Source organism: Streptomyces herbicida (genome assembly GCF_032656585.1).
GTDB lineage: Bacteria > Actinomycetota > Actinomycetes > Streptomycetales > Streptomycetaceae > Streptomyces > Streptomyces herbicida.
In genome coordinates this window covers 146,387-170,839 of record NZ_JAUYWJ010000006.1, presented here as the reverse complement: position 1 = coordinate 170,839, position 24,453 = coordinate 146,387, and the positions used below count along the sequence as shown (strand labels likewise).

Annotated in this window: 19 protein-coding genes and 2 pseudogenes; 13 read left to right on the top strand and 8 right to left on the bottom strand. The window is 70.0% G+C overall.

Translation table 11 applies throughout. The features are described 5' to 3' along the window. Positions 1-13: 13 nt before the first annotated feature. Positions 14-685 (bottom strand): FMN-dependent NADH-azoreductase, encoded by a 672-nt coding sequence (locus Q8A52_RS15185; protein WP_316752154.1) that lies wholly within the window; start codon positions 683-685, stop codon positions 14-16. Between the two features lie 119 nt (positions 686-804). Between Q8A52_RS15185 and Q8A52_RS15180 the strand changes: the two genes are divergently transcribed. After that, complete coding sequence (locus tag Q8A52_RS15180) at positions 805-1,845, top strand: LysR family transcriptional regulator (RefSeq protein ID WP_316752152.1); 1,041 nt, start codon at positions 805-807, stop codon at positions 1,843-1,845. Between the two features lie 82 nt (positions 1,846-1,927). Here the strand turns inward: Q8A52_RS15180 and Q8A52_RS49055 are convergent. The 4 genes and pseudogenes from Q8A52_RS49055 to Q8A52_RS15165 form a co-directional block, all read right to left on the bottom strand. Then, positions 1,928-2,255, bottom strand: a pseudogene (locus tag Q8A52_RS49055) (prephenate dehydratase domain-containing protein); the annotation flags it as partial. Positions 2,256-2,337: 82 nt separating this feature from the next. Continuing rightward, a complete protein-coding gene (locus Q8A52_RS15175) occupies positions 2,338-2,742 on the bottom strand; it encodes a nuclear transport factor 2 family protein (protein WP_316752149.1) in 405 nt (134 codons plus the stop codon). Then, positions 2,739-3,680 carry an NAD-dependent epimerase/dehydratase family protein gene (locus Q8A52_RS15170; protein WP_316752146.1) on the bottom strand — a complete coding sequence of 314 codons (942 nt, stop codon included), beginning with the start codon at positions 3,678-3,680 and terminating at the stop codon, positions 2,739-2,741. Before Q8A52_RS15170 ends, Q8A52_RS15175 begins: the two co-directional genes overlap by 4 nt. A 28-nt stretch (positions 3,681-3,708) precedes the next feature. After that, entirely contained in the window at positions 3,709-6,462 is a 2,754-nt protein-coding gene (locus tag Q8A52_RS15165) for a non-ribosomal peptide synthetase (RefSeq protein ID WP_316752145.1), read from the bottom strand. Positions 6,463-7,043: 581 nt separating this feature from the next. Between Q8A52_RS15165 and Q8A52_RS15160 the strand changes: the two genes are divergently transcribed. Next, the gene (locus tag Q8A52_RS15160) at positions 7,044-8,381 is read left to right on the top strand and encodes a cytochrome P450 (RefSeq protein WP_316752143.1); all 1,338 of its coding nucleotides are present in this window, start codon (positions 7,044-7,046) and stop codon (positions 8,379-8,381) included. Positions 8,382-8,424: 43 nt separating this feature from the next. On the opposite strand, the gene Q8A52_RS15155 is transcribed toward Q8A52_RS15160, so the two are convergent. After that, positions 8,425-8,574 (bottom strand): hypothetical protein, encoded by a 150-nt coding sequence (locus tag Q8A52_RS15155; RefSeq protein ID WP_316752141.1) that lies wholly within the window; start codon positions 8,572-8,574, stop codon positions 8,425-8,427. Positions 8,575-9,019: 445 nt separating this feature from the next. On the opposite strand from Q8A52_RS15155, the gene Q8A52_RS15150 reads away from it, so the two are divergent. The 9 genes and pseudogenes from Q8A52_RS15150 to Q8A52_RS15110 all read left to right on the top strand — a co-directional run bounded on the left by Q8A52_RS15150 (position 9,020) and on the right by Q8A52_RS15110 (position 19,552). Next, entirely contained in the window at positions 9,020-9,613 is a 594-nt protein-coding gene (locus tag Q8A52_RS15150; RefSeq protein ID WP_316752140.1) for a hypothetical protein, read from the top strand. A gap of 224 nt (positions 9,614-9,837) precedes the next feature. Continuing rightward, positions 9,838-10,724 (top strand): annotated as a pseudogene (locus tag Q8A52_RS15145) (universal stress protein). Between the two features lie 177 nt (positions 10,725-10,901). Further along, entirely contained in the window at positions 10,902-11,462 is a 561-nt protein-coding gene (locus Q8A52_RS15140; RefSeq protein WP_316752552.1) for a LysR substrate-binding domain-containing protein, read from the top strand. 390 nt (positions 11,463-11,852) lie between these two features. Continuing rightward, entirely contained in the window at positions 11,853-14,468 is a 2,616-nt protein-coding gene (locus Q8A52_RS15135; RefSeq protein WP_316752549.1) for a YfhO family protein, read from the top strand. Between the two features lie 33 nt (positions 14,469-14,501). Next, positions 14,502-15,452 carry a glycosyltransferase family 2 protein gene (locus Q8A52_RS15130; RefSeq protein ID WP_316752139.1) on the top strand — a complete coding sequence of 317 codons (951 nt, stop codon included), beginning with the start codon at positions 14,502-14,504 and terminating at the stop codon, positions 15,450-15,452. Then, entirely contained in the window at positions 15,452-15,853 is a 402-nt protein-coding gene (locus Q8A52_RS15125) for a GtrA family protein (protein WP_316752547.1), read from the top strand. Before Q8A52_RS15130 ends, Q8A52_RS15125 begins: the two co-directional genes overlap by 1 nt. Before the next feature lie 315 nt (positions 15,854-16,168). After that, on the top strand, positions 16,169-16,513 hold the full coding sequence (locus Q8A52_RS15120) for a hypothetical protein (protein WP_316752137.1): 345 nt from the start codon (positions 16,169-16,171) through the stop codon (positions 16,511-16,513). Between the two features lie 37 nt (positions 16,514-16,550). Continuing rightward, positions 16,551-16,997, top strand: coding sequence for an SRPBCC family protein (locus Q8A52_RS15115; RefSeq protein WP_316752135.1), 447 nt, complete (start codon positions 16,551-16,553; stop codon positions 16,995-16,997). Positions 16,998-17,101: 104 nt separating this feature from the next. Beyond that, positions 17,102-19,552 carry a SpoIIE family protein phosphatase gene (locus Q8A52_RS15110; RefSeq protein ID WP_316752132.1) on the top strand — a complete coding sequence of 817 codons (2,451 nt, stop codon included), beginning with the start codon at positions 17,102-17,104 and terminating at the stop codon, positions 19,550-19,552. Positions 19,553-19,590: 38 nt separating this feature from the next. On the opposite strand, the gene Q8A52_RS15105 is transcribed toward Q8A52_RS15110, so the two are convergent. Continuing rightward, positions 19,591-20,775, bottom strand: coding sequence for a M20/M25/M40 family metallo-hydrolase (locus Q8A52_RS15105; protein WP_316752130.1), 1,185 nt, complete (start codon positions 20,773-20,775; stop codon positions 19,591-19,593). A gap of 181 nt (positions 20,776-20,956) precedes the next feature. After that, positions 20,957-21,880, bottom strand: a complete 924-nt coding sequence (locus Q8A52_RS15100; protein WP_316752544.1) for a LysR substrate-binding domain-containing protein — start codon at positions 21,878-21,880, stop codon at positions 20,957-20,959. Between the two features lie 109 nt (positions 21,881-21,989). Here Q8A52_RS15100 and Q8A52_RS15095 point away from each other — a divergent pair, with 109 nt between their 5' ends. Both Q8A52_RS15095 and Q8A52_RS15090 read left to right on the top strand, forming a co-directional pair. Next, positions 21,990-23,111 (top strand): diaminopropionate ammonia-lyase, encoded by a 1,122-nt coding sequence (locus Q8A52_RS15095; protein ID WP_316752128.1) that lies wholly within the window; start codon positions 21,990-21,992, stop codon positions 23,109-23,111. Positions 23,112-23,166: 55 nt separating this feature from the next. After that, positions 23,167-24,438 (top strand): Zn-dependent hydrolase, encoded by a 1,272-nt coding sequence (locus Q8A52_RS15090; protein WP_316752126.1) that lies wholly within the window; start codon positions 23,167-23,169, stop codon positions 24,436-24,438. The last annotated feature ends 15 nt before the right edge of the window (positions 24,439-24,453 follow it).

Sequence of the window (24,453 nt, the reverse complement as noted above, 5' to 3'; positions counted from 1 at the left end):
GTTCCCCCGGCGGTCACACCCCGCCGTGCGCGCGGGCGCCGTCGAGCGCCGTCTGGTACGAGGTGGCCGCCACGTCCTTCAAGTGGGCGAGCCGGGGCACGTGCGCCGACTTGGTCAGCTCCGCGTGCAGGAATGTCAGGTCGGAAGCGAGGCCCACCATGCCGAGGGCCGCCTTCAGGTACGGCTCCTGGTGGTCACAGTCGTGGCGGGGGGTGCCCGGACCGTAGGCGCCGCCGCGCGCGGAGGCCACCACGACCTTCTTGCCCCGCAGCGGCCCCTCGCCGGAAGCCGGGTCGAGGATCAGCGGCGCGATCAGGACGCGGTCGAACCACGCCTTGAACGTCGACGGCACCGAGAAGTTGTACATCGGCACGCCGAGGAGGATGGTGTCGGCCGCGAGAAGCTCCTCGACCAGCGGCCACGTAACGGCCCAACTGGCCTTCTCCTCCGGCGCCTTCGCTGCCTCACGGGCCACTGCGAGGTCGCGGACCCCCTCCGTCTCCAGGCGGTGCATGACCTCGATCTGCGCGCTGTCGACGTGCGGGACGGGGTCGGCGGCCAGGTCGCGGTAGACGTACTCGCCCTCGGGGTTGGTCTTGCGCCAGGTCTCCGCGAACTCGCCCGAGATCCGGCGGGAAACCGAGCCCTGGCGGGGGCTGGAGTCTAGATGGAGGAGTGTGGGCATGGCGTAAATCCCTTGTCTGATCGGCGTGTTGGACAGGAGTCGATCTCTATTGAAATCACCGGACGGGCCCATGTCCCGTAATCTGACGTGATACTTCGTAACCGGAAGCGTTAGCGAGGATGACAGTGCTGGACGTACGGAAACTTGTGCTGCTGCGCGAGGTCGAAGCCCGGGGGTCGATCGCCGCGGCAGCGCAGTCGCTCAACTACACGCGTTCGGCGGTCTCCCAGCAGCTGTCCGCCCTGGAGGCGGAGACCGGCACCGCGCTCCTGGACCGCGGCAGCAAGCGGGCCGAACTCACCGCGGCCGGACGTCTGTTGGTGGCCAACACCGAGCGGGTCCTCGCCGCACTCGAAACGGCGGAGGCGCAGTTACTGGCCCGGGAGGACGGCCAAGTCACCGGCGAGCTGCGGGTCGGCGTGCCGCTGCACGAGGGCCCGGCGCTGCTGGTGCCGGCGCTGAACCGGCTGCGCGAGCGCCATCCGGGGCTGCGCATCACCCTGCACGGAGTCGATCCCGACGAAGGCCGGCAGACGGTCCGGCTGGGGCGGCTCGACGCCGTCCTGGCCTCCGGTTATCCGCAGGTGCCCGAGCCCAGCGTGCCGGGGCTGTACGAGGAGGAGGTCATCAGCGACCGCATCCGCCTCGCCATCGCCCCGGATCACCCCCTGGCCCGGGCCGAGGGGACGTGCGCTCTCGCCGAGTTCGCGGAGCAGCCATGGCTGCTGGACCGCACCTCCAGGCTCGGACGGTTGGCCCTGCACCTGTGTGCCGGCGCCGGTTTCGTCCCCGACATCGTCTCCGACATCGGGGACATGCAGGCCGTCTTCGGGCTGGTCTCCCTGGGCTGGGGCGTCGCGCTGGTCCCCGACCTGGTTCCGGACCGCCCGGGTCACCCGGTCACCCGGGTCGCCCTGGAAGGAATCCGGCCCATCCGCCGGGTCACTCTCGTGGTACGCGAAGGCGCCCTGGCCAGCCCCCCGATGGCCGCCCTGCTCCCGGCCGTCCGAGAGGCAGCGGACGACCTGCGCCAACCCACGCCCCGGGAACCCGACAGCCAATCCCCCGGCGTCCCGTCGACCACGGCACGCCTGCCCGGCGGCCACAGCGCCTCCGCCGCCGGGCAGGCGTGTCAGGCCGCGGCGGGCCTGTGCGGGTAGCTGCCCAGGAAGCGCACTTCAGGCCCATGGACCCGACGGCCGCCAGGGCCAGGCGCAGGGGGCGGGCATCGAGGCCGGTGGCGAGGATCCACAGCCCGTACAGGCCGGCTGCCTCCGCCGCGGCGACCGCCGCGTGGCCGGGGACGCCCGCGTCGGCGACCCCACGAGGGGCCGCGGCGGTGGCGGTGCGGGTACGGGCCCCGGGCAGCCGGGTGCGCAGCCAGTCCTCGCACTGGCCTCGCGCGCGGGTGGCCGTGCACCACGGTCACCTTCTCCAGCGGGACGCCCTCGGTTGCCACGAGCACGAAGGACACCGGTACCTCGACCTCGGCGTTGATGTGCATCTTCGCCGAGGCCGGCTGTCCCATGGTGGCGGGGACGACGCCGCGCACCGAGCTCTCCAGCGGCACCGCCGCCGCTTCGCGGCCGTCGCGGCGCGCGCTGGGTGAAGGTCCCCTCCGGTCCGATCCAGGCGTACGCCGTCGTCGCCCGTCAGCTCTCGATCACTCGGTGGAAGGCGACGGTGTCGAAGATGTCCTCCATCCGCACCGCCCTGCCGTCCCGCAGCACCCAGGAGTGCACGAACCGCTGGGTCTCGGTACGACCGCTCCGGGAGACGATGTCCCGGTGGCCGAAGACCACCACGCGGTCGCCGTCGCGGACGAACTCCGTCGGATGCAGCCGCATGCCACCGAGGACGGTGGGGACGTGCGCAAGGAACTCCTTGACGCCGGCGTGCCCGTGCTTGGTGCCGCCGAGGCCGTAGACCGCCATGCCCTCGGGGTGCACCCACTCGATGTCCGGGTCCAGCGCGTCCAGGAGCGCGCCCACGTCGCGGGCCGCGAAGGCGGCGTAGGCGGCATGGATCGGTGCCAGCGGATCGGTGCTCTCGGTCATGCCCTGTCTGCTCCTTCAGGTTTGAGGTACTCGGGGTACATGGCCGCGAGGGTGCGCCGGATGCCCTCGCGCCAGGGGACCTTGCACGGTCCGGTGAGCGAACGGCGCAGGGTCGGGTCGAACTGGTAGGTCTCGCGGGTGACTTCACTCGGTGCGAGGATCGCCGTCACCCCGGTCAGCTCCTCCAGGTAGCGGACGCAGTCGGTCATGCCGACGGACTCGTCGCCGCCCCAGTTGGTCAGGGTCACCGGGACGCTCGCCGCGTTCCACAGGTGCGGGACCTGCTCGATGAGGTCGTCGGTGTACAGCAGCGAGGTCCAGTTCTGGCCCTCCACGGGCACCGCGATCGGCTCGCCCGCGAGCATGCGCTTGAAGTAGAGCATCGGCACACCGCCGTAGCCGCCCGGCCCGTAGGCGATGTTGAGGCGGGCGATGACGGTCGGCAGGTCGAGGGTCCGGGCGAAGGCCCGGACCGTGCCCTCCGCCGCGATCTTGACCACGGGGTAGGCGGGCAGCCAGTCGGCCTTGCCGTCCAGCGGATCCGTCTCGGTGTACTTGTGGTCGAGAGTCTGGCGGGCGTACAGCGCGCCGGTGGAGACGTACAGGAACGCCTCCGCCGTGCGGCAGTGCGTCATCAGGCGTCCCGCGGCCACGGAGTTGGCCTCGACGGCGGAGTTGAAGTCGCCGTCCTCGCCGCGCCGTACGGCGGAGTGGAAGACATGAGTGAAGTCCTCCGGCAGGCCCTTGAGGGAGCCGGAGCTCGTGTCGTTCATGTCCCAGCGGAAGGTGTGGATGCCGTGGCGGTTCAGCTCCTCTTCCGCCCCGGGGGCGCCGAAGCGGCCCAGCGCCCATACCTCGTTGCCGTCGGCCAGCGCCCTGGCCACGGGTCCGGCTACCTGCCCGGTGGCACCGGTCACCAGGATCTTCTTGCCGTTCAAGGGGTTTCCCTCCCAGGGGTGGTGGCGGTCAGGCGTCGCCGAGGGCGCGGTCGAGCTCCTTGCGCAGGATCGACTGGAAGGTCGCCACGTGCGCCGGGCCCATCAGTGTGTAGTGCTCGCCGGGAACGTCGATGTAGCGGTTCTCGCCGGTGACGTGCTCGTCCCAACGGCGCAGCTCGTTGTTGAGCCAGTCCTCCTTGGTGCCGCGCAGCGGGATGGCGTAGAAGACGCTCATCGAGCGGACCTTGCCGGCGGGCGAGTAGCGGCGGCCGAGGTCGGTGAGGCTGTCGGCGAGTTCCGCCCATGCCTTGAACTTCTCGAAGGTCAGGTCGAGTTCCGCCAGCCGTCCCTCGGGCGCGTGGTCGAGGAAGTGGGCGAGCTGTTCGTCCTTCGGCAACGGGCGCAGCTGGGCAGGCAGTTCGAGGGACTGCTTCTTGTCGATGAGCTCGAGGAAGAACGCCAGGTTGGCCGCCGTCTCGATGAAGTCCAGTTCGTTCATGCGGTACTTGATGTGCGGCGGCAGGTTGAAACTGCCGACGAAGTCGACACGCTCGCCCTGTTCCTCGAGCACCTTGGCTATTTCGAAGGCGACGGCACCGCCGTACGAGTACCCCGCGACGGCGTACGGGCCGTGCGGCCGGCGGGAGCGTATGGCCGCAACGTAGGTGTCGACCATCTCGGCGAAGCTCTCGAAGGGCTTTTCGCCGGGGTTGAAGCCGCGGGCGCGCAGGGCGTAGAAGGGCCGGTCACCCACGAAGTACTTGGCGAGGTTGACGAAGACGAGGACCTCTCCCACGCCGGGGTGCACGCAGAACAGCGGGGTCTTGTCGCCGGTGGTCTGCATCGGGACGATCGGGTCGTACTCCTTCCCGCCGTCCTCGGCCCGGTCGAGGTGGGCGGCCAGCGCCCGTACGCTGGGGGCTCGCAGGACCGTGATGATCTGCAGGTCGTGTGCGCCGAGTCGCTGGGCGACCAGGGAGCGCAGGCGCAGGATGTCGAGCGAGGTGCCGCCCAGGTCGAAGAAGTTGGCGGTGGCGCTCAGCCGGTCCGGGTCGGTGTCGAACATCTCGGCGTAGATCCTGGCGAGGACCAGCTCCGTGTCACCCTCGGGGGCGGAGTAGCCGCCGAGCCGGCGCAGCACGAGGTCGTCGACCCGTGCCCGCACGTCGTCGTACGCTCCCGCCTCCAGCCGCTTGCGCATCAGCGCACGTTGGATCTTGCCCAGACTGGTCTTGGGGAAGGCCTCCTTCGGCAGCGGAAGGACGAGCGCGGGCCTGAATCCCCAGTGCATGACGACGGTGCTGCGTATCGCGCTGAGCACCCGGTACAAGGCGAGTTCGTCGCCCTCTGCGCACTCCGGGTGAAAGGCGATGACGAGCTGCTCGGTGTCGCTGCCGGGGGCGCGGGTCGGGAAGGCGGCGACATAGGAGCGGGCCACGTCGTCGAGGCCTTCGAGGAGGGTCTCGATGTCGTGACTGAAGTAGTTGACGCCATTGACGATGACGCTGTCCTTGCTGCGGCCGACCAGGGTCAGCCGACCGTCGTCGATCCGCCCGAGGTCACCGCTGCGGAACCAGCCGTCGGGAGTGAACGCGTCCTGGGTGGCCTGTTCGTTGTTGTGGTAACCAGCCGTGATCATCGGCCCGTTGAGCTGCAGTTCGCCCACTTGGCCCGCGGGCAGTTCGCCGTGCTCGTCATCGGCGACCCGGATGCTCAGCCCCTCGACGGGCCGGCCCAGGTTGGCGAACTCCTGCCCCTGGTCGGCGGCCGGAAAGTCGGTGGAGTAGATACTGCCCGCGCAGGTCTCCGACATGCCGAAGGCGGGCCACAGGGCGTCGGCGCGCAGCCCGTAGGGGGCGAAGCGGCTGAGGAAGCTCTCGCCGGTGGTCCGTACGACGGCCTCGCCGCCGCTGATGATGTGCCGCAGCCGGGACAGGTCGATCCCGTCGCCCTCCTCCTCGTCGAGCCGGTCCGCCTGCGGATTGATCAGCCCCAGCAGGAAGTTGGGGGTGAAGGTCATGGTGACGCCGAAGCGGGAGATGACGCGCAGGAAGTTCAGCGGCTCCTGGAGTACCAGGGGCGCCTCGACGTGCAATTGGGTGCTGCCCGCGGACAGCGGCAGCAGATGACATTCGAGGAGGGCGGCGACATGGTCGAAGGAGACCCAGTTGAGGCTGGTGTCCTCTGCGGTCAGCCGGTGGTAGCCGTTCTTGGCGGCCATGGACGCGAGGAGATTGGCGTGGCTGAGCATCACCGCCTTGGAGTTGCCGGTCGAACCGGAGGTCAGCACGAGGACGGCGGTGTCCTTGGGGTCGGCCTCGTGGAAGGAGTCGGCGGGCCGCTTCGCGGGCAGCTCCTCCAGGGGAACTACGGACAGGCCCTGGGCGGCGGGGAGTTCGGCGGCGAGCGTGGCGCTGGTGACGACCAGCGGATGGTCGAGAAGGGTGTCGACATGGGTGAGCTGGGCGGCCCAGCGCTCCGGGTCGCCGCCGAGTGCGGCCATCGGGCAGGGTATGAACCCGCCGAGCTGGCAGGCCCAGAACACGGTGAGGAACTCCCGTGGTTTCTCCAGCAGCAGGACGACTTTGTCCCCGGGCGCAAGACCGTGTTCGCGCAGGCCGGAGAGGACCGAGCGGGCCGCGTCGAGAAGTTCGGGATAGCTCTGCAGGGGTGCGTCGCGGTCGTCCGCGCTCCGTGGGTAGCGAAGCCCGGACCCCGCGTTGTCCCGGGCGGCGTCGCGCAGCAGGTCCACGATGGTCCGCGTCGTCACGGCTGTGGTCATGTGGGTGCTTTCCTCCTCTGCGTCGGCCACCGCACCCGGGATCACCGGGACGGCATGCCGAACCATGTACGGAATTTCGTTCACCACGAAGGTGGGGCGCACAAGCGAAAGGGGCGATGGATGCCGGGGGAATCAATCCCCGGAGCCACGACACTGGGGCTCCGAATACCCGCCGACGATAAGAACCGGTGGACCGCGTTGTCAAAGCCTTAATAGAGCGACAGGAACACCAGAAAAGAGGGAGACGCCTCTGTCAAACATGACACGACGTGAGAGCGAACACACTGGTCAGGGGGGTGTGACCATAATCTTCCGAGGTGTCGCCTTTCTGACCTGCCCCGCCTCGACTTCAGCAACTTCGCCGAAACAAAACACCACCCAATAGGCTTGCAAAATCACACGGCGGCAATTTTTCTGACGGTGTGCGTAAGCGATTGAGACAGATACGGGAAAGGCGGAATGCCGCGACGGACGGCCTCGCGGCACTGGGCGGGCTGTCACCAGCTGTTCCCACTCGCGTACAGTCCGTGGTGACGGCGCTCCGACACAGCCGAGCGCAGCCGTTGACCAGGAGAAGGAACATGGAGACCGAAGCAAGCCCCGGCCCTCTTTCCTACGTTCCCGGAACGGGGCGGCCGGTTCCCGAAGCCGAGCCTGCACTCGTGGAGCGGTGGCGTTCGGGCGGAGGGGAACTGGTCGAGCTGCTGTCCCAGGTGCGCGAACGGTTCGGCGGCGTCGCCGCGTTCCGGCTCGGGCCGGCCCCCACCATCCTCGTCACCGGCCCTCAGGCGGTCCAGCACGTTCTCGCCCGGCACCCGGAGCAGTACGTCAAGCGCTCCCACCGCGCCCGTGTGCTGATCGGCGACGGCGTGCTCGCCGCCACCGGCGCGGCGTGGAAGCGCCAACGCCGTTTGCTGCAGTCCCAGTTCACCGGCACCGGGATGCGCCGCTACGAACAGCGCATCACCGGGGCCGCCCGGACCACCGCCGGCCGCTGGAGCGAGTACGCCCGTACCGGACGGACCCTCGATGTCGGGCAAGAGATGCGCCGTTTCGCCCTGGACGCCATCTGGCGCTCTCTCACCGGGCACCCCCTCGATGACGACACCGAGCGCGAACTGGCCGCCGTGGCAGCCGTGGCGGCCGCCCTTCCGACGCTTCCCACTGGTGTCACCGACGCCCGGGACGCCGTCGCCACCGATCTCGCCCGGATCGATGCGGTCGCCCGGCATGCCATCGAGGCCGCCCGCGGCGGGGCGGCCGGCCCCGACGGCCCGGGCCTGCTGCGCGTACTGACCGACGCCGCCACCGAGCGCCCCGAGTACACCGACCGGCTGATCCGCGACGAGTTGGTCACGCTGCTCGTGGCCGGGCACGAGACCACCGCCACCACCCTGACCTGGCTCTATCTGCTCCTCGACCAGCATCCCGCCGCCCGCGATCAAGCTCTCGCCGCCGGCCACGAAGGATCGGCCCAACGCCGCCAGGCCATCCAGGCTCTGGTCCACGAGACGCTCCGGCTCTACCCGTCCGCCTGGATCCTGCCCCGCCACGCCACCGAGGACGACACCCTCGCCGGCTATGCCGTCGAAGCGGGCACCGACATCCTGGTCTGCCCCTACCTCACCCACCGCGATCCCGAACTATGGCCAGACCCGGAGCACTTCGACCCCCGGCGCTTCATCACCCCGGACGGCCGGCCCACCCACCCGGGCGCCTACTATCCGTTCGGTGTCGGTCCCCGCGCCTGCCTCGGACTGCAATTCGCGCTCCGCGAATCGACCGTCCTGCTCGAACACCTGCTGCCGGTCCACATCCCGGCCTTCTCCTCCGCCCCCACAAAGGCGGCGTACGGCATCACCGTCCGCCCCGATGGCCCAACCCCCGCAACCTTGAAGGCTGGTCGTCGAGATCCCTGATGCGCCGACCGTCCGCCGCGGTCACCGGCATCCGGCCCGCCCCTCATCGCGGCTCAGCGGGGAGCAGATCGCGATCCCCGGTCCGCTCGGGCTGTGCCGGCGGGCTGGTCCGCCGCAGGACGTTGAGGGCGATGAGGACGATGAGGACGGCGACGACCCGGAGCGCGGCTCCGAGGTCAGGCCGAGCGCACATCCATCGTTGAGGGTCTCAGGTGTGACGGTCCGACCCGTGCGATGGTGAGCCGCGGCGCCGAGTGCGGCGGGTCCGAGTGAGGCGCCGATCCGGCGTGAGCTGTTGAGCAAGCCCGAGGTCGTGCCGGTCTCATGGGGCGCGAGGCCGATGGTGACGGTGGAGACGACCGGTCCGGGGCCGAGCCCGAAGCGGACGCTCGCGACGATCGAGGGCCCGAGGATGTCGACGGTGAAGGCGCCGCCGGGGCTGATCAGACCGAACCAGCGAGCCGCGAATCACCGTGATGACTGTGAGGCCCATGGAAAGTCAACCTGCGCTATCAAGCCACCGGCACCGCTGCTTATCGAGGCCGAAATGAGCTCATGCTTTTCGGGTGGGAGCTAGTAGTGTCCCGAACCGCAGCATCCCGCGCCAGCAGATCACGCTTTCCGGAGGAGAGGCTTCCATGCGATTCAGATTCCGTTCTCTGGCACATGCAAGCACCCGTGCATTCGCGGTACTCGCACTGCTGGTGGGTTTATCCGGCGGCTTTACGGCAACCGCAACCGCCACAGAGACCGGTCAGACCGGACTGGACAACACCTGGGCATGCTCCGTGCCGTCGGGATACACCTACGACCGCGTGACCAGCCAGCTAAATACTTGCGGATCCGGATTCCATTCCTACTACCATTTGCGCGCACCTCAAGACAACATCTGGGTGTGCTACGTCCTGCCCGGTTACACCTACGACCAGGCAAGCAACCAACTGAACGTCTGCAACTCGTCGGGATTCGCCAACAGTTACCGCATGCGAATCGGCCAGGACAACATCTGGGCCTGTTCCCTCCCCAACAGCAACCTCACCTACGATCGAGTTGCAAACCAATTGAACGTGTGCAACCCCTCCGGCTTCGCAAACAGCTACCACCTTCGCAGCCCCGTGAATGGCCTTTGGGCATGCAGCATCCCTCCGGGGTGGACCTACGACCAGGTCTCCAACCAATTGAACGTCTGCAATCCTTCCGGCTTCGCAAACAGTTACCGCCTGCGGGGCTGACACCGTGAGCGCATTCCCGACGGCACGACACCGCGGGACATAGAAGCATCCGGATCCGCTCCGGGTGTCCCCCATACCGGTCCCCACGGCTCAATTGCAGCCTTGGGGACCTCGCATTTACCCCGTCGCTGCAACCCTGGGAAGCCGCCATCCCGTGGCAGCGGAGCGTCGCCGGGGTGACTCTGAAAGGTGGGCGGCAAGAGAGCTCGGACGCAGGAGGCGCCGTGGGCGGTCTGGTGGTCGTGGGCGTGGACGGGTCGGCGTCGAGTCTTGCCGCGGTGGAGGCGGCTGCGCGCGAGGCACGCTGAGGCGAGCAGCGCTCAAGGTGGTGCACGCCTTTCTCTGGCCTGCGATGCATGTGCCCCTGGGTCCGTCTCCCCTTGGTGCGGCGGAGGGCGGGATCCGGAACATGGTCGAGCGCCTGGTGACCGAGGCGGTGGAGCGCGCCAGGGCAACGGCACCGGAGGTGGAGGTGTCACACGCGGTGGTGATGGGGGAGCCGTTGACGGTGTTGGAGGCGCAGTCACGTGCCGCCGAGCTCGTGGTCGTCGGGTCCCGGGGGATGGGCGGGTTCGTCGGGCTCCTGGTGGGCTCGACGGCGGTGCATCTGGCCGCACACGGCCGGTGCCCGGTGCTGGTGGTACGACAGGAAGCCCACACCGATGGTCCCATCGTGCTGGGTGTCGACGGCTCCGCTGCGGGTGGGCAAGCGGTGGACTTCGCCTTCGCCGAGGCGGCCCTGCGGACTGCGCCATTGGTGGCACTGCACGCCTGGACCACGTGGAATGCGCCGCTGCCCGCACCGCAGGTTGCGTCGATGCCGTACGCGAACCCGCCGGGAGCGCTCGACCAGGAGGAAGAGACCCTGCTCTCGGCGGCGCTGGCCGGCCGTCAGGAGCAGTATCCGGATGTGACGGTGGAGCACAAGGTCGTACATGCTCAGACGCGAGAAACCCTGATCGACGCGAGCCGGTCCGCCCAACTGGTGGTGGTCGGGGCTCGGGGGCGCGGCGGCTTCGCCGGGTTGTTGCTGGGGTCGGTGAGTCAGGCTCTGCTGCATCACGCGCACTGTCCGGTCGCGGTGGTACGGGGAGCGGGCACCCGCCCTTGACGTGATGGGCGCCTGGATGGGTGTCACGGCCGCAGATGTGCCCGGATGAAGGCAGTGGCGGCAGGCCGGTCAGGTCGGCGTGGACGGGGTTAAGGCCAGGGGCCTTGAGATCGGTGTCGCCCGCGTAGTCGCGAGCACGAGCGCGCAGGGCGTCGACGGTGACGGACGGGTCCACACCTGCATTGGAGGTGTAGCTGTCGCCGACTCTTCCAGCAGTCCCCCGATTCCCGGCTGACGTTCAGGGCCTGGCACGACGACGCCTTCGGAGCTCTCGAACGCGGCTTGACCCACCTGGTGTTCACCGCGATTCCCGAAGAGCGCTACGTCTGCCTCCTCTCCGCCGGGCGTCCACTCGCCGCCCGTACGAGACTGTCCCTGGACGAGTACCTGAGCTGCTCGCACATCGAGGTGACCGTCGTCGAGGGGCGCCAAGGGCTGCTCGACCGGCGCCTGTCCGATCTGGCCGCGCCACGCCGCGTCAGTCCGAGCGTGCCCCACCACGCCATTGCGCCCTCGGCCGTCCCCGGCACACGGCTGGTGGCCACGCTTCCCTTGCGGCTCGTGGCACAGCACGTCGCCGATCCCGGTCTACGGTGTGGGCGAGCGCCCCGCGCCACCGAGTCCGTGACCTACCGCATGGCCTGGAACCCGCGCCTGGAGAACGACCCCGCCCAGAACTGGCTGCGCGAGCATCCGCGCCGTCACGGCCGAACTGCCCGCCATATCATTCACCGTTGAATCACATGCTTGACAATTTCCGTTTCCCCGGCGTTCACCGCACTCTCCTGTAACCCCGGAACTGCAATTGGGGTACGCCTCTCAATTTGCAGACGAGACACAACCATTCGGAAACAAGGCCCGTCTAAGACTGCGAATCAAACAATGCACGGGGAGTAACGCCCCCGGACGAGACGCTCTGCGTCCCACTTCGCCTGGGGGCCAGCAAAGAATGCACCAATCGATCCTGCCCATCACCATTTCCTGCGGCACTCCTCACAGGAACGCACACCGCCGGCCACACAGGAACAAGGTGTGAAACCGACGACCCGTCCGGCGCCGGAGGCCACACCCGCGCCGCCCGCAGATCCGCCGTCCGACCATGCGCACGAGCGCCGTCCGTGGCCCCGGCTGCCACGCCCGGCGGTAGGACCCGGACAGGCCGCGGCCCTGCTCGCGGCGGCCATCACCGTCCTCGCGTTGTGTGCCGCCGACGCCGTCGCGCGCAGCTACCCCTTCGGGCCCCGCACCCGCAACGTCAACGACCTGGGCAACCAGTACGTGCCGTTCCACGCACACCTGTGGGACCTGCTGCACGGACGGGCCGACGGCGGTCTCCTGGTCAACTGGCAATCAGGATTCGGCGCCAGCTTCCTGCCCGACGTCGGTACGTACCTGAGCAGCCCGTTCGCGCTGCTCGTCGCGGTGTTCCCGAGAGACGAGATCGACCTCGCGGTCTACGTGATCACGGTGCTGAAGACGGCGTCCGCCGGTGCGGCCATGGCCTGGCTGCTGCTCGCCCTTCGCCCCGGCCGCTGGTGGACGGCGGGACTGCTCGGCGCCTCCTACGCGCTGTGCGGCTGGAGCGTGGCGATGGGCGCGTACAACCTCATGTGGCTCGACGGACTCATCGCCCTGCCTCTGCTGTGCCTGGTCGGCGAGTGGGCGCTGAGCGGACGGCGGCCGGTCCTCGGGGTGCTGGTCGTGGCGGTCGCCTGGATCGCCAACTTCTACACCGCGTACATGGCCACCCTCGGCGCCGGTCTGGTGCTGCTGCTCCGGCTGTGGCTCTGTGACCTCCCGCGCCGGCGACGGCTCACGGCAGTCGGCCGGGCAGGCCTGACCGTCGCCCTCGGCGTCGGTCTCGCCGCGCCGCTGGTGACGGTCGTGTACTTCGGGACCAAGCACGCATATCGCGGCCGGGTCAGGCAGTTCGTGCCGGTGCCGGCCGAGGACCTACTGGCCCGCCTGCTGCCGACGACGTACAGCTTCAGCAGCCCGGCCGTGTACGTGGGCACCACTGCGCTGCTGCTCGCCCTCGCCGTGCCCTTCCACCGAGCGGTTCCGCGGCGGGTGCGCACGGGGTGGACGCTGCTGGTGGCGGTGGTGACGGTGTCGATGCAGTGGGGGCCGACCCATCTGGTCTGGCACGCCTTCACCACCCCGCAGGGCAGCGCGTACCGCCAGACCTTCGTGCTGTGCGGGCTGCTGGTGATCGCCGCGTGGACCTCGCTCTCGTACGGCCCGCCCGACCGGCTCGCGCTGGGAGCGGCGGCCGGACTGCTCGCGCTCATCATGGCCGCCGCGAGCGCAAGCAAACTGACGCACCGCGCCTTCACGCTGCCGCTCGCGCTGCTCGCCGCCCTGGCCGCGCTGGCCGGACTGGCCCTGCTGGGCCGCACGGACGGCAGGCGCCGCACCGCCCTCGCCACGCTCGCCGTGGTCCTGCTCCTCGGCGGGCAGCTGGGCGAGGCCGCCGCCACCTCCGCCGTGGCGACGCGGCTGCGGCTGGCGCACATGGACGACTACGCCCCCTGGGGCGCACGCCAGCAGCGGCAGACGGAGGCGATCGCCGACGCCGACGACTGGCCCCGGTACCGCACCGAACCGGGCCGGGAGCAGACCGTCGGCAACGACCCGCTGGAGGTGGGCGGCCAGGGCGCCCAGTACTACAGCAGCCTCACCTCCGACGTCCTCAGCCGCACGCTCACCGCCCTCGGTGACGGCTGGACGTCGCGCGGCCGCAACCTGCAGAGCCTGGACAACGCCGTCACGGACGCGATCTTCTCCGTCGGCGCGCGGCTGCACTCCCCGCCGGACCCGCACCAGAACTGGTTCCCGCAGGACGGCCGCCGGACGACCGTGTCCCGGCAGGAGGTGCCGCCCCTGGTCACGGTGCGGCCGCCCGGCGCCCACGGCCGCACGGATGTCTCCGACTTCGGCCCGTCTCCGTACCGCAACCAGGAGCTGCTGCTGGGCAGCCGGGTCTACACCGTGCCCCGCCTCACCGTGCGCACCAGCGCCGGGAAGACACCGGACCGCAGCGACGACGCACGGCCCGGCCTGCGCCTCGGCGCCCTGCCCGCCGGTACCGCCGCACGGCAGCCGACGATCACGGCCCGCTGTCCGGCCGGCAACGAGGTGTACCTGTGGGCGCCGTACTTCTCGGGCTCCGCGCGCCTCGCCGGCGACTCGGCCCACGGCCTGACCGGGCGATTCCGGTCGGACCATCCCGTCACCAAGATCGCAGCCATGCAGCGGCTCGGCACGGTCCCCCCTTCCGGACGCCTGCGGATCGACCTGTCCCCCGACCGGACGGGCCTCGTCCCGGACGGCGCGGTCGGCTGCCTGGACACCGCCCGGCTGCGCACCGCCGTCGCACGGCTCAGGACCACCGGCGCCACCGAAGTGACCGTCTCCGACGGCACCATCCGGGCCCAACTGCCCGCAGGCAGCAAGGGAACCGCCGTCGTAGCGGCTCCCCGGATCGCCGGCTGGCGCTGCGCCACGGGCGACGCGACCGCCGTACCCGCCCGGGCGTACTACGGGCTGATCGCCGTGCCCCTCGACGGCTCCTCGACCAGCCTCACCTGTACGTTCCACCCACCCGGCCTGCGGCTGGGCGCGGTGGTCGGAGGTGCCTCGCTGCTGACCCTCACCCTGCTGGGCGCCTTCGCCGCCGTCCGCCGACGGCGTGCCGGGGCACCTGCGACGACCACACGACCTTGCGACTTCACGAGCGCGTGACCGGCGCTCCGAGACCGACCCAGGGGGAGAACCATGCTCATCTCGATCGTCGCACCCTGCTACAACGAAGAAGACGTCATCGAGCGCTTCCACGACGAGGTCCAGAAGGTCGCGGAGGAACTGCTGCCGCTCGGCCACGACATGGAGTTCGTGTACGTCGACGACGGCAGCCGCGACCGCACCCTCGCCGCCCTGAAGCGGCTCGCCGACCGCGACGCGCGCGTGCGGTACGTCTCCTTCAGCCGCAACTTCGGCAAGGAGGCGGCGCTGCTCGCCGGTCTGCGGCACGCCTCGGGAGACTCCGTGGTCGTCATGGACTCGGACCTCCAGCATCCGCCGGAACTGATCAAACGCATGGTGGACCTGCGTGGACAGGGCTACGACCAGGTCATCGCCCGGCGCACCAGGAACGGCGACCCGATCACCCGCACCGTCACGGCGCGCCTGTACTACCGGCTCATCAACCGTCTCGTCGACGTGGAACTCATGGACGGCGTCGGCGACTTCCGGCTGCTGTCGCGTCGCGTGGTGGACGCCGTCCTGGGCCTCACGGAGTACAACCGCTTCTCCAAGGGCCTGTTCGCGTGGGTGGGGTTCCCCAGCACCACCTTCGAGTACGAGAACGCCGCGCGCGAACACGGCCGCAGCTCGTGGACCTTCCGCGGTCTGCTCAACTACGGACTCGACGGACTGCTGTCCTTCAACAACCGACCGCTGCGCGCCGCCCTCTACCTCGGTATGGGACTTCTGTTGTGTGCGGGGCTGTACACCGCGTGGATCGTGGGCGCGGCGCTCGTCAACGGTGTGGAGACGCCTGGCTACGTCACGATCATCACCGCCGTCACCGCCTTGGCGGGCGTTCAGATGATCATGCTCGGGGTCATCGGTGAGTACACGGGCCGGATCTACTACGAGGTCAAGGGGCGGCCGCACTTCCTGGTGAAGGCGACCAACGTGGAACGAGCGAAGGACCTCATTCCGTGATGCGCATCGCTACGCCGCGCCCCGTGCCGAGGCAGATACTCACCTTCGCCGTGGTCGGCCTGATCAACACGGCCACGTACTACGGCCTTTACTTGCTCTTTCTCAATGCCTTGCCTTATCTCGGTGCCCATGTCCTTGCATTCCTGCTCAGCATGACCGGGTCCTTCTTCCTGAATGCGCGCTTCACGTACCGGACGCGGCCGACCCTGCGGAAATTCCTGATGTTTCCCCTGACGAACGCAGCCAATTTCCTGATCACCACGGCGGGTGTGTATGTGATCGTCGGCGTCCTGCACGCCGGAAGCCGGTTCGCTCCCCTCCTCGCGTCCATGGCGGCGATTCCGGTGACCTTCGTCGTCTCCCGGTGGATCATGCTCACCGGGCCGGACACAGCCGGATAGAACTCCTTCGCTCCTTCACTCCCGGCTCAGGTCGTGGACGTGCCCTCGGCGGTCGTCGCGTCCTCGTGGGCCACGCCATGCGTCATGGCAAGGACGGGCGCCATGACTGCGTGGTTGCGGCGATCACCAGCGCCGTACCCAGTACGACAACCGCTCCGGCGCACAGCGCCCAGACCGTCGCGGCAGGGGTCCGTCCATCGTGCGCGTGCTCGACGAGGCCCACCCTCGCAGCACCGATGACAGTCACCGCGGCCGTGAGCGGCACATGTGCCAGCACCATTGCGCTGTGGCCGCGCGGACGGTCCGGGGTAAGCGGTGGCCGGCGAAGTCGAAGTACGTCCACCAGGCTCCGAAGCCGACGACGATGGCGACAAGACCGACGGCAAGGGTGAGCGCGCAGGCCGGCACATCGACCAGCCCGTCGACAACGCCCGTCACGGTTTCTCCGAGCCCGACCGGCCGACGCAGCGGCTGGCCGAGCACCGGGTGGCGGTCGTCGAGGCCGCGCGCCGCATCACGGCTCCGGACGCAGCCACCTCCCGGACTCGCGCACAGCTGCCCGACGTCATCGTGGGGGGCGCGGAGCGCCGACTCGCCCTCGCCCCACGCCGACCGGCTCGGCGGGCAGCTCACTCCCGTACGGCGGATACTCCTGCGTAGGGACCTGTGAGAACCAGGAGACCGAACAGGGAGCGCCATGTCTGGGCAGTTCGAAGCAGAGGTCGAGATCGACCGCCCCATCGAGCAAGTGTTTGAATTTCTCGCCGATGGCGAGAACGACCCGAAGTTCAGCCCTCGCGTGCTGGCGATCAAGAAGACCACGGGCGGGCCGACAGCCGTCGGCACGGTCTATCGGAGCATCGTCAAGGACGCCGGCATGAAGACCCGGCGCGAGTTCCAGATCACCACTTACGCCCCGCCCACGCGGATCCGCTGGAAAGAGACGTCGAAAAACCTGATCACAGGTGCGGAGGGCGGCTACGACCTCACACCACTCCCCGACGGGCACACCCAGCTGAGGGTCTACAACGTTCTGGAGGGCCACGGCGTCGGCAAACTTCTCGAAGGACTCGCTCTTGGCGCGGCCCGCAAGGACGCCGACGCATTCGCCCAGCGGATCAAGACGGCCGTCGAAACCGGCTGACCCCGCAGCCCCTGCCGCCCCCGGCGCGCCGGCGATCCGATCGCTTGCGCAGCGTCAGCATCAGGCGGACTCTGGACCTGATGAGGCAGGCCGGTGAGGGCGTCATGAGCTACGCGGAAAAGGCGACCAGGGACGCCGACTTCCGCGGCCCGCTGGACGTGACAACGGCTGCCACATTCGTGGTCGACAGCCAGGACATCGTGATCGGCTGGAGCCCCGCGGCGCAGGAGCTCCTCGGATACCCGCCGTCCGAGATCGTCGGGCGTCCCTTGACCACGTTCCTGGTGACGGCAGCCGAAACCGGGACCGGACCGTCATCCGCCCGCGAGCAGCCATCGGCGGAGCGGCCCGCGGACGTTCCGGTCCTGCCCTTGCGGCAGCGAGGCGTGCAGACGGCCGTCCACCGCGACGGCCACCTGCTGCAACTCGTCACCAGGGACTGCCACCTGTCCGGTACCGGGTCCGCACGGCGGCTCGTGGTGGCGGCCGACTGCGGCCGACTCGGCGACTGGGAGTCCCGGCTGGCCATGCTGGACGGGCTGGCCACCCAGTCGCCGCTGGCTTTCGCCATCTACGACACCCAGCTGCGTCTCGTCTGGTGCAACGCCGCCTCCGAGATGGAGCTCGGCCGGACGAGCGCGGAGGTCCGGGGCAGGCCGGCCGACGAGCTGTACCCCGGTGGGAGGTTCGTGACACCGGGCTACCCGGAGACCCTGGACGCGGTCATGCGCAGGGTGCTGGACACCGGAGAGCCCATCATCGACCTGCACTTCCGTGGACAGCAGCCCAGTGACCCCGGGAGGGAACACCTGTGGTCCTGTTCGTACTACCGGCTGCAGGACCAGAACGGCCATGTGCTCGGGGTGTGCGAGGACGCGTTCGACATCTCCGACCGCCACGAGGCGCAGCGTCAGCTCAATCTGCTGGTGGAGGCCGGCCGTCGCGTCGGCACGACGCTGGACGTGATCGCCACGACGGACGAGCTGGCCGCGGTGGCGGTTCCCGAGTTCGCCGACCTCGTCGAGGTGGACCTCGCTCCGGCCGTGCTGAGCGGCGAGGTGCCGGACATCGGGGGTCCGGCGGGCAGCGAGCTGATCCGCGCCTCCTTCCGCTCGGCCTCCCCCGGGGACACGGCGGCCCCGGCGGGCGCCACGGCGCACTCCGCGGGAGCGCCGCGCCGCGAGCCTCATCCGGTGGAATACGCGGACGACTCGCCCCAGCACCGCAGCCTCGCCTCGGGCGGGCTCGTGCTCGAGGACGACACACTCGTCGTGCCGCTGCGCGCAGGTGGCAGCTCCTTCGGCCTCGTCACCTTCGTGCGCCGCGGGGGGTCGGGGATCTTCGACAAGGCTGCCGTCGCGGTGGCGGACGAACTGGCCGCCCGGGCCGCGGTGTCCATCGACAACGCCCGCCGCTACACGCGCGAACGCGCCGCGGCCCTTGCGCTGCAGCGCCAGCTCCTGCCGCAGTACCTGCCGCCCAACTCGGCGGTCGAAGTGGCCCATCGCTATCTGCCGACGGACGCTCTGAGCGGCGTCGGCGGCGACTGGTTCGACGTCATCCCGCTCTCCGGAGCACGCGTCGGGCTGGTGGTCGGAGACGTGGTGGGACATGGGCTCCATGCGGCGGCCACCATGGGGCGGCTGCGTACGACCGTACGTGCCCTCGCCCCCATGGACATTCCCCCCGACGAGCTGCTGAAGCGGCTGGACGACCTCGTGGGGCAGTCGGCGGAGGCCGGCACGGACCCTCTCGGAGCGGTCGCCGATGACGATGTCGCGGCCGGGGCCACCTGCCTCTACGCGGTCTACGATCCCGTGTCGCGACGCTGCACCATGGCTCGCGCAGGCCATCTGCCGCCCGCGGTCGTGGAACCCGATGGACGAGTCGGCTTCCCGGACCTGCCGGCCGGTCCGCCCCTGGGCCTTGGCGGGCTTCCCTTCGAGTCCCTCGAGATCGAACTGCCGGCGGGCAGTCTGCTGGCCCTCTTCACCGATGGACTGGTCGAGTTGCGCAACCGGGACATCGACAAGGGCCTGGAGACCCTCCGGAAGGTTCTCAGCGAAGACGCGAGTTCTCTGGAGGATCTCTGCGACCGTGTCATCACCGAGCTCCTCCCCGACAGCACGACCACCGATGACACGGCCCTCCTGCTGGTCCGCACCCGCGAGCTCGACAGCCGCGGGGTCGCCGTCTGGAATCTGCCCGCTGAGCCGACGGCCGCCGGCCGCGCGCGGGAACTGGTCGCCGGCCGGCTCACGGACTGGGGCCTCGAGGAGCTCGTGTTCTCCACCGAGCTGATCGTCAGCGAGTTGGTCACGAACGCCATCAGGTACGCCGAAGGCCCGTTGCACCTACGGCTCATCCGTGACCGCACCCTTGTGTGCGAGGTCGCGGACGCCGGCCACACCGCCCCCCACCTGCGCCACAGCGCGGACGACGACGAAGGCGGCCGCGGGCTGTTCATCGTCGCCCAGCTCGTACTGCGGTGGGGAACCCGATACACCCACGAGGGCAAGACCATCTGGGCGGAACAGGCACTGCCCACGGACTGACAGAGGTCTTCCGCGCCCCGGGAGGGGCCCGTGCGGGCTCAGGAACAGAATTCCGCGATGGTGTCGGCGAGAATGCCGGTCAGGCGCTCCAGCGAGGCCAGATCGACGTACTCGGTGGCCGCATGGGCACCCGCGCCGTCGACGCCGAAGAGCAGGCAGGGGATGCCCGCGCGGGCGAGGAGGGCGCAGTCGGTCCAGAACGGTTCGGCGCGCGCCACGGGCGGGTGCCCGAGCGACTTTTCGGCGTGGCGGGCCAGGGTGCGGACGACCGGATGCCGGGGTTCGGCCTCGAAGGGCTCGCGGTACAGCCCACGGGTCAGCCGGTACTGGAAGTCCGGTACCATGGTGACGAGTTGGTCGAGTACGGCGGTCAGCTCCCCTTCGACACTGTCGGCGCTCTCGCCGGGCACGGTGCGGCGTTCGAGGGTGATGCGGCAGTGCGCCGGGTAGGTGGAGGGCTCCTCGCCGCCACGGATCACGGAGGCGTGCACGGTGCCGGTACCCAGGAGCGGGTGGGCCGGGCCCAGTGCGAGGCGCCGCCCCAACTCCTCCAGCGCGACCAGGAAGTGGCCGGACTTGGCGATGGCGTCGATGCCCAGTTCGGGGCGTGATCCGTGGGCGGCGCGCCCCACGATCTCCACGTCGAACCACGCAAAGCCCTTGTGGGCCAAGGTGAGTTCGAGATGGCTCGGCTCGGTGACGATCGCCGCGTCGGCAGTGAAGGACCCCAGTACCTCCTCGGTGCCGGAGCTGGCGTGCTCCTCGTCGGCGACGCAGGCGACGATGACGTCGCCGCGCAGGGAACCCTCGGCGGTGGCGCGTGCGGCGGCGACCATCATGGCGGCAATGCCGCTCTTCATGTCGAAGGTACCGCGGCCGAACATCTTGCCGTCGCGGATCTCTGGGTCGAGGGGGTCCCCGTCGTAGCCGGCGAGGCCGACCGTGTCGAGGTGGCCGTTGAGCATGAGTGACCGGCCGCCTCCGACACCGCGGGCGATCGCTACGAGCGAGGGACGCCCCGGACGGTCTTCCAGGCGGTGCACCTCGAAACCGTGGGCGGCAAGCCATGCGCCGCAGAAGTCGGCGACGGCGGTCTCGCCGGCCCCGCCGGTCACGAGGTCGGGGTTGACGGAGTCAAGGGCCGTCAGCCGGGCGAGGAGACGAACGGGGTCGAGGTCCAGGAGCTCGGAAGCCGTTGGGGTTGCGGGTGGTTGGGGCAGCATGGGGAGCCTTCCGGCGCGTTGACGCGCCCTTGGAGGGCGCGGCGGGGGGCGGGTTTCGACGGCGGATGCGTGATGTGAGCACCGTGCCCCAGGCCGATCACGTCGGTCCAGCGAAGGTTTCCGAGGATGAGTCATCGGAAATTCCGAACGCTCGCGGGGCTCCTGGCCTTGTCCGTGCCGTTCAGGCGCCGGTCCGGGCCGTACGTTCCGTCACCGCGCCCTGGAGAGCATGACGGGCGGCGATGATCGCGGGGTGCCGGCTGCGGCCCTGGCGTACGGCGGTGAAGATGCGGCGGGTGCGTTGGCCGCGCGGGAGCTTCTGCAGGGTGAGCGTCGGCGATTGCCCGTTCCACACGAGGTCGGGCAGCAGGGCGACGGCGTGGCCCTGTTCGACGAGGCGGAGCTGGAGCAGCAGATCAGTGGTCTCGAACCGCACGTCGGGCTCGAAGCCGGCGTTGCGGCACAGGGTCATGGCCCAGTGGCGGGCGGCCGTGCCCTCGGGCTCCATGGCCCAGGGCCGATCGGCGAGCGCGCGCAGCGACGCCGTGGGGCCGCTCCTGTCCCCGGACGGCTTTTCGGGCAGGGCAAGGTGAAGGGGGTCGTCCAGCAGATCCTCCTGCTCGACGCCCGACGGCCGGGGGTTGGGATTGCCCGGGTACTCCTCAGCGACGACCCGGTCGAAGTCGCGGGCCTGGAGGGCGGGCAGGGCCGCTTCCGGAGGCATCTGTGTCACATGCACCCGCAGGCCCGGGTGCCGGTCGCGCAGCAGGCTGAGCGCAGGTGGCACCAAGGTGAGGGCAGCGGTCTGGAAGGAGGCGATGCGCAGCATGCCGGTGAGGTCGGTCAGGGAGGTGGCGATGTCCGCCTCGGCGCGTTCCAGCCGCTCCAGCACCGCCTCGGTGTGCGAGACCAGTATCTCCGCCTGCTCGGTGAGCCTTACCCGCCGGCCCACCGGCTCCAGCAGCGGGACACCCGCCTCCGCCTCCAGCTGGGAGAGCTGCTGGGAAACGGAGGACGGGCTGTACGACAGGGCCGTGGCCACGGCAGCGAGGGTGCCGCGGTGCTTGAGCTCGCGCAGCAGGCGCAGTCGGTGCAGGTCGAACATCGGCAGTTCGCTCGCTTCCCGCGGAGGCTTCATTCATCGGTCTCACTAATGAATATAGGTCCGAAAGTTTCGCTGGACCGACGATGGGAGAGGGCCGCAGGCTGAGGGCGTGCTTGAGAACGCTTCTTCGACGAGGGCGCTGCCCTGGTACGCCCGGCCCGCTGCCCGGTCCTGGACCTGCGCACCCGCTCCTGCCGGGGTGCGGGACTTCCACGCCGCCCTGCCCGGCTACTCCCCCACCCCGCTGACGGAACTTCCCTCCCTGGCCACCGAGTTGGCCGTCGGCCGGGTTTTCGTCAAGGACGAGTCGTCCCGGCTGGGCCTGCCGGCCTTCAAGGCGCTGGGCGCGTCCTGGGCGGTACACCGCGCGCTGGCGGAGCAGGCTGCCCGCAACCCGGGAGCGGCGCCCGCCACGCTGGTCAGTGCCACCGACGGCAACCACGGTCGCGCCGTGGCCCGGTCGGCGCGGCTGCTGGGCCGGCGCGCGCACATATTCGTTCCCCGAGGTGTCCATCCGGCGGCCGTCGCGGCCATCGCCTCCGAGGGGGCGGACATCACCCGGGTTCCGGGCTCGTACGACGACGCCGTACGGCAGGCGGCCGAGGTTGCGGCAGCCGCTGCGGACGCGGTCCTGATCCAGGACACCGCCTGGCCGGGCTATGAGACGATCCCGGGCTGGATCGTCGAGGGCTACTCCACGCTGTGCGCCGAAATCGACGAGCAGCTCGCCGCCGCGGGAGCCTCGGCGCCGGGGCTCGTCGCCGTCCCGGTGGGCGTCGGGTCTCTGGCCCAGGCCGTGATCACCCACTACCGCAGCCGTCCCTCCGCACCGGGTCCGGCCCTGCTCTCGGTCGAACCGGAGGCCGCGGCCTGCGTCATCGAGAGTCTCCGTCGCGGTGCACCCGTCAGCGTCCTCACCGGTCACACCGCCATGGCGGGGCTGAACTGCGGCACCCCCTCCAGCATCGCCTGGCCCTATCTGCACGGCGGGCTCGACGCCGCGGTCGCCGTCACCGACACCGCGGGTGCCTGCGCCGCCGGTGACCTCGCGGAGCTCGGTGTCTCCTCGGGCCCGTGCGGGGCCGCCGCTCTCGCCGGTGTCCGTGCGGTGCTCACCGAAAAGGGCGCCGCAGAGCGCCGTGCGGCACTCGGGCTCGGCCCAGCCTCGGTGGTCGTACTGCTCAGCACCGAGGGCACGGCCGCCAACGCGCACGCCACCGTCGATCAGTAACCGCCCCGTGCTGATACGGCACTGCCCACCCCTTATGACTCATGGGAGACCGACCATGACCGGCACCCCCGACACCATCACCGTCAACGGCGACCGTCTGTGGCAGTCCCTCATGGACCTCGCCGAGATCGGTGCCTACGACGACGAACGCACCGGGCTGCGCGGCGTCGACCGACTGGCCCTCACCGACGCCGACGCGGCCGGCCGCCGCCAGGTCATTGCTTGGATGGAGCAGGCGGGACTGACCGTCCGCGTCGACGGGATGGGCAACATCTACGGCCGCCGCGAAGGCACCGACCCCGACGCGCCCCCCGTCCTGACGGGCTCGCACATCGACAGCGTGGCCACCGCCGGTGCCTTCGACGGCTGTCTCGGCGTCCTGGGCGGCATCGAGGTCGTACGGACCCTGAACGAGCGGGGTATCAGCACCCGCCGCCCCATCGAGGTCGGAATCTTCACCGAGGAGGAGGGCGTCCGCTTCGGCACCGACATGCTCGGCAGCGCCGTTGCCGCCGGCCGACTGACCCTGGAGTACGCCCATGCCCTGACCGACCGCGACGGCCACACCCTCCGCGGCGAACTCGCCCGCACCGGCTTCGACGGCCCGGCCGACGTGCGCCTCGCCCCGCCGCACGCCTATGTGGAGTGCCACATCGAACAGGGCCCCGTGCTCGCCGGGCACAACGTCCCTGTCGGTGTCGTCACCGGGGTGCAGGGGATCTCCTGGCAGGAGATCACCATCCACGGCCGCGCCGCACATGCCGGCACCACTCCAACCCACCTGCGGTCCGACGCCGGTCTCGCTGCCGCGCAGATCATCGTCCACCTGCGGGCCATGGTCGACTCCGGCTCGTACGGCGACCTGCACGCCACCGTCGGCCATCTGGTCGTGCACCCGGACCTGACCAACATCGTCCCGGCCCGCGCGGAGATGACCGTCGACCTGCGCAACCCCGACGACGCCCAGATGGCCCGTGCCGAGCAGGACTTGGCCGCGTTCCTGCACGACTTGGAGGGCAGTGGGCCGGGTCTGTCCCTGACCACCCGGCGGATGGCCAAGACCTCCCATGTCCCCTTCGACGAGGAGGTGCAGAAAGTCATCGCCCAAGCCGCCGACGACCACGGCTTGCCGCACATCTCCCTGATCTCGGGGGCCGGCCACGACGCCCAGGAGATCGCCGCGCTCTGCCCCACCGCCATGGTCTTCGTGCGGGGCGAGTACGACGGCATCAGCCACAACCCTCGCGAATACTCCACCCCCGAGGCCTGCGCCAACGGGGTCGACGTTCTCGCGACGACCCTCCTGCGTCTCGCCGACCAGGACTGACCGGGTGCGGCACTG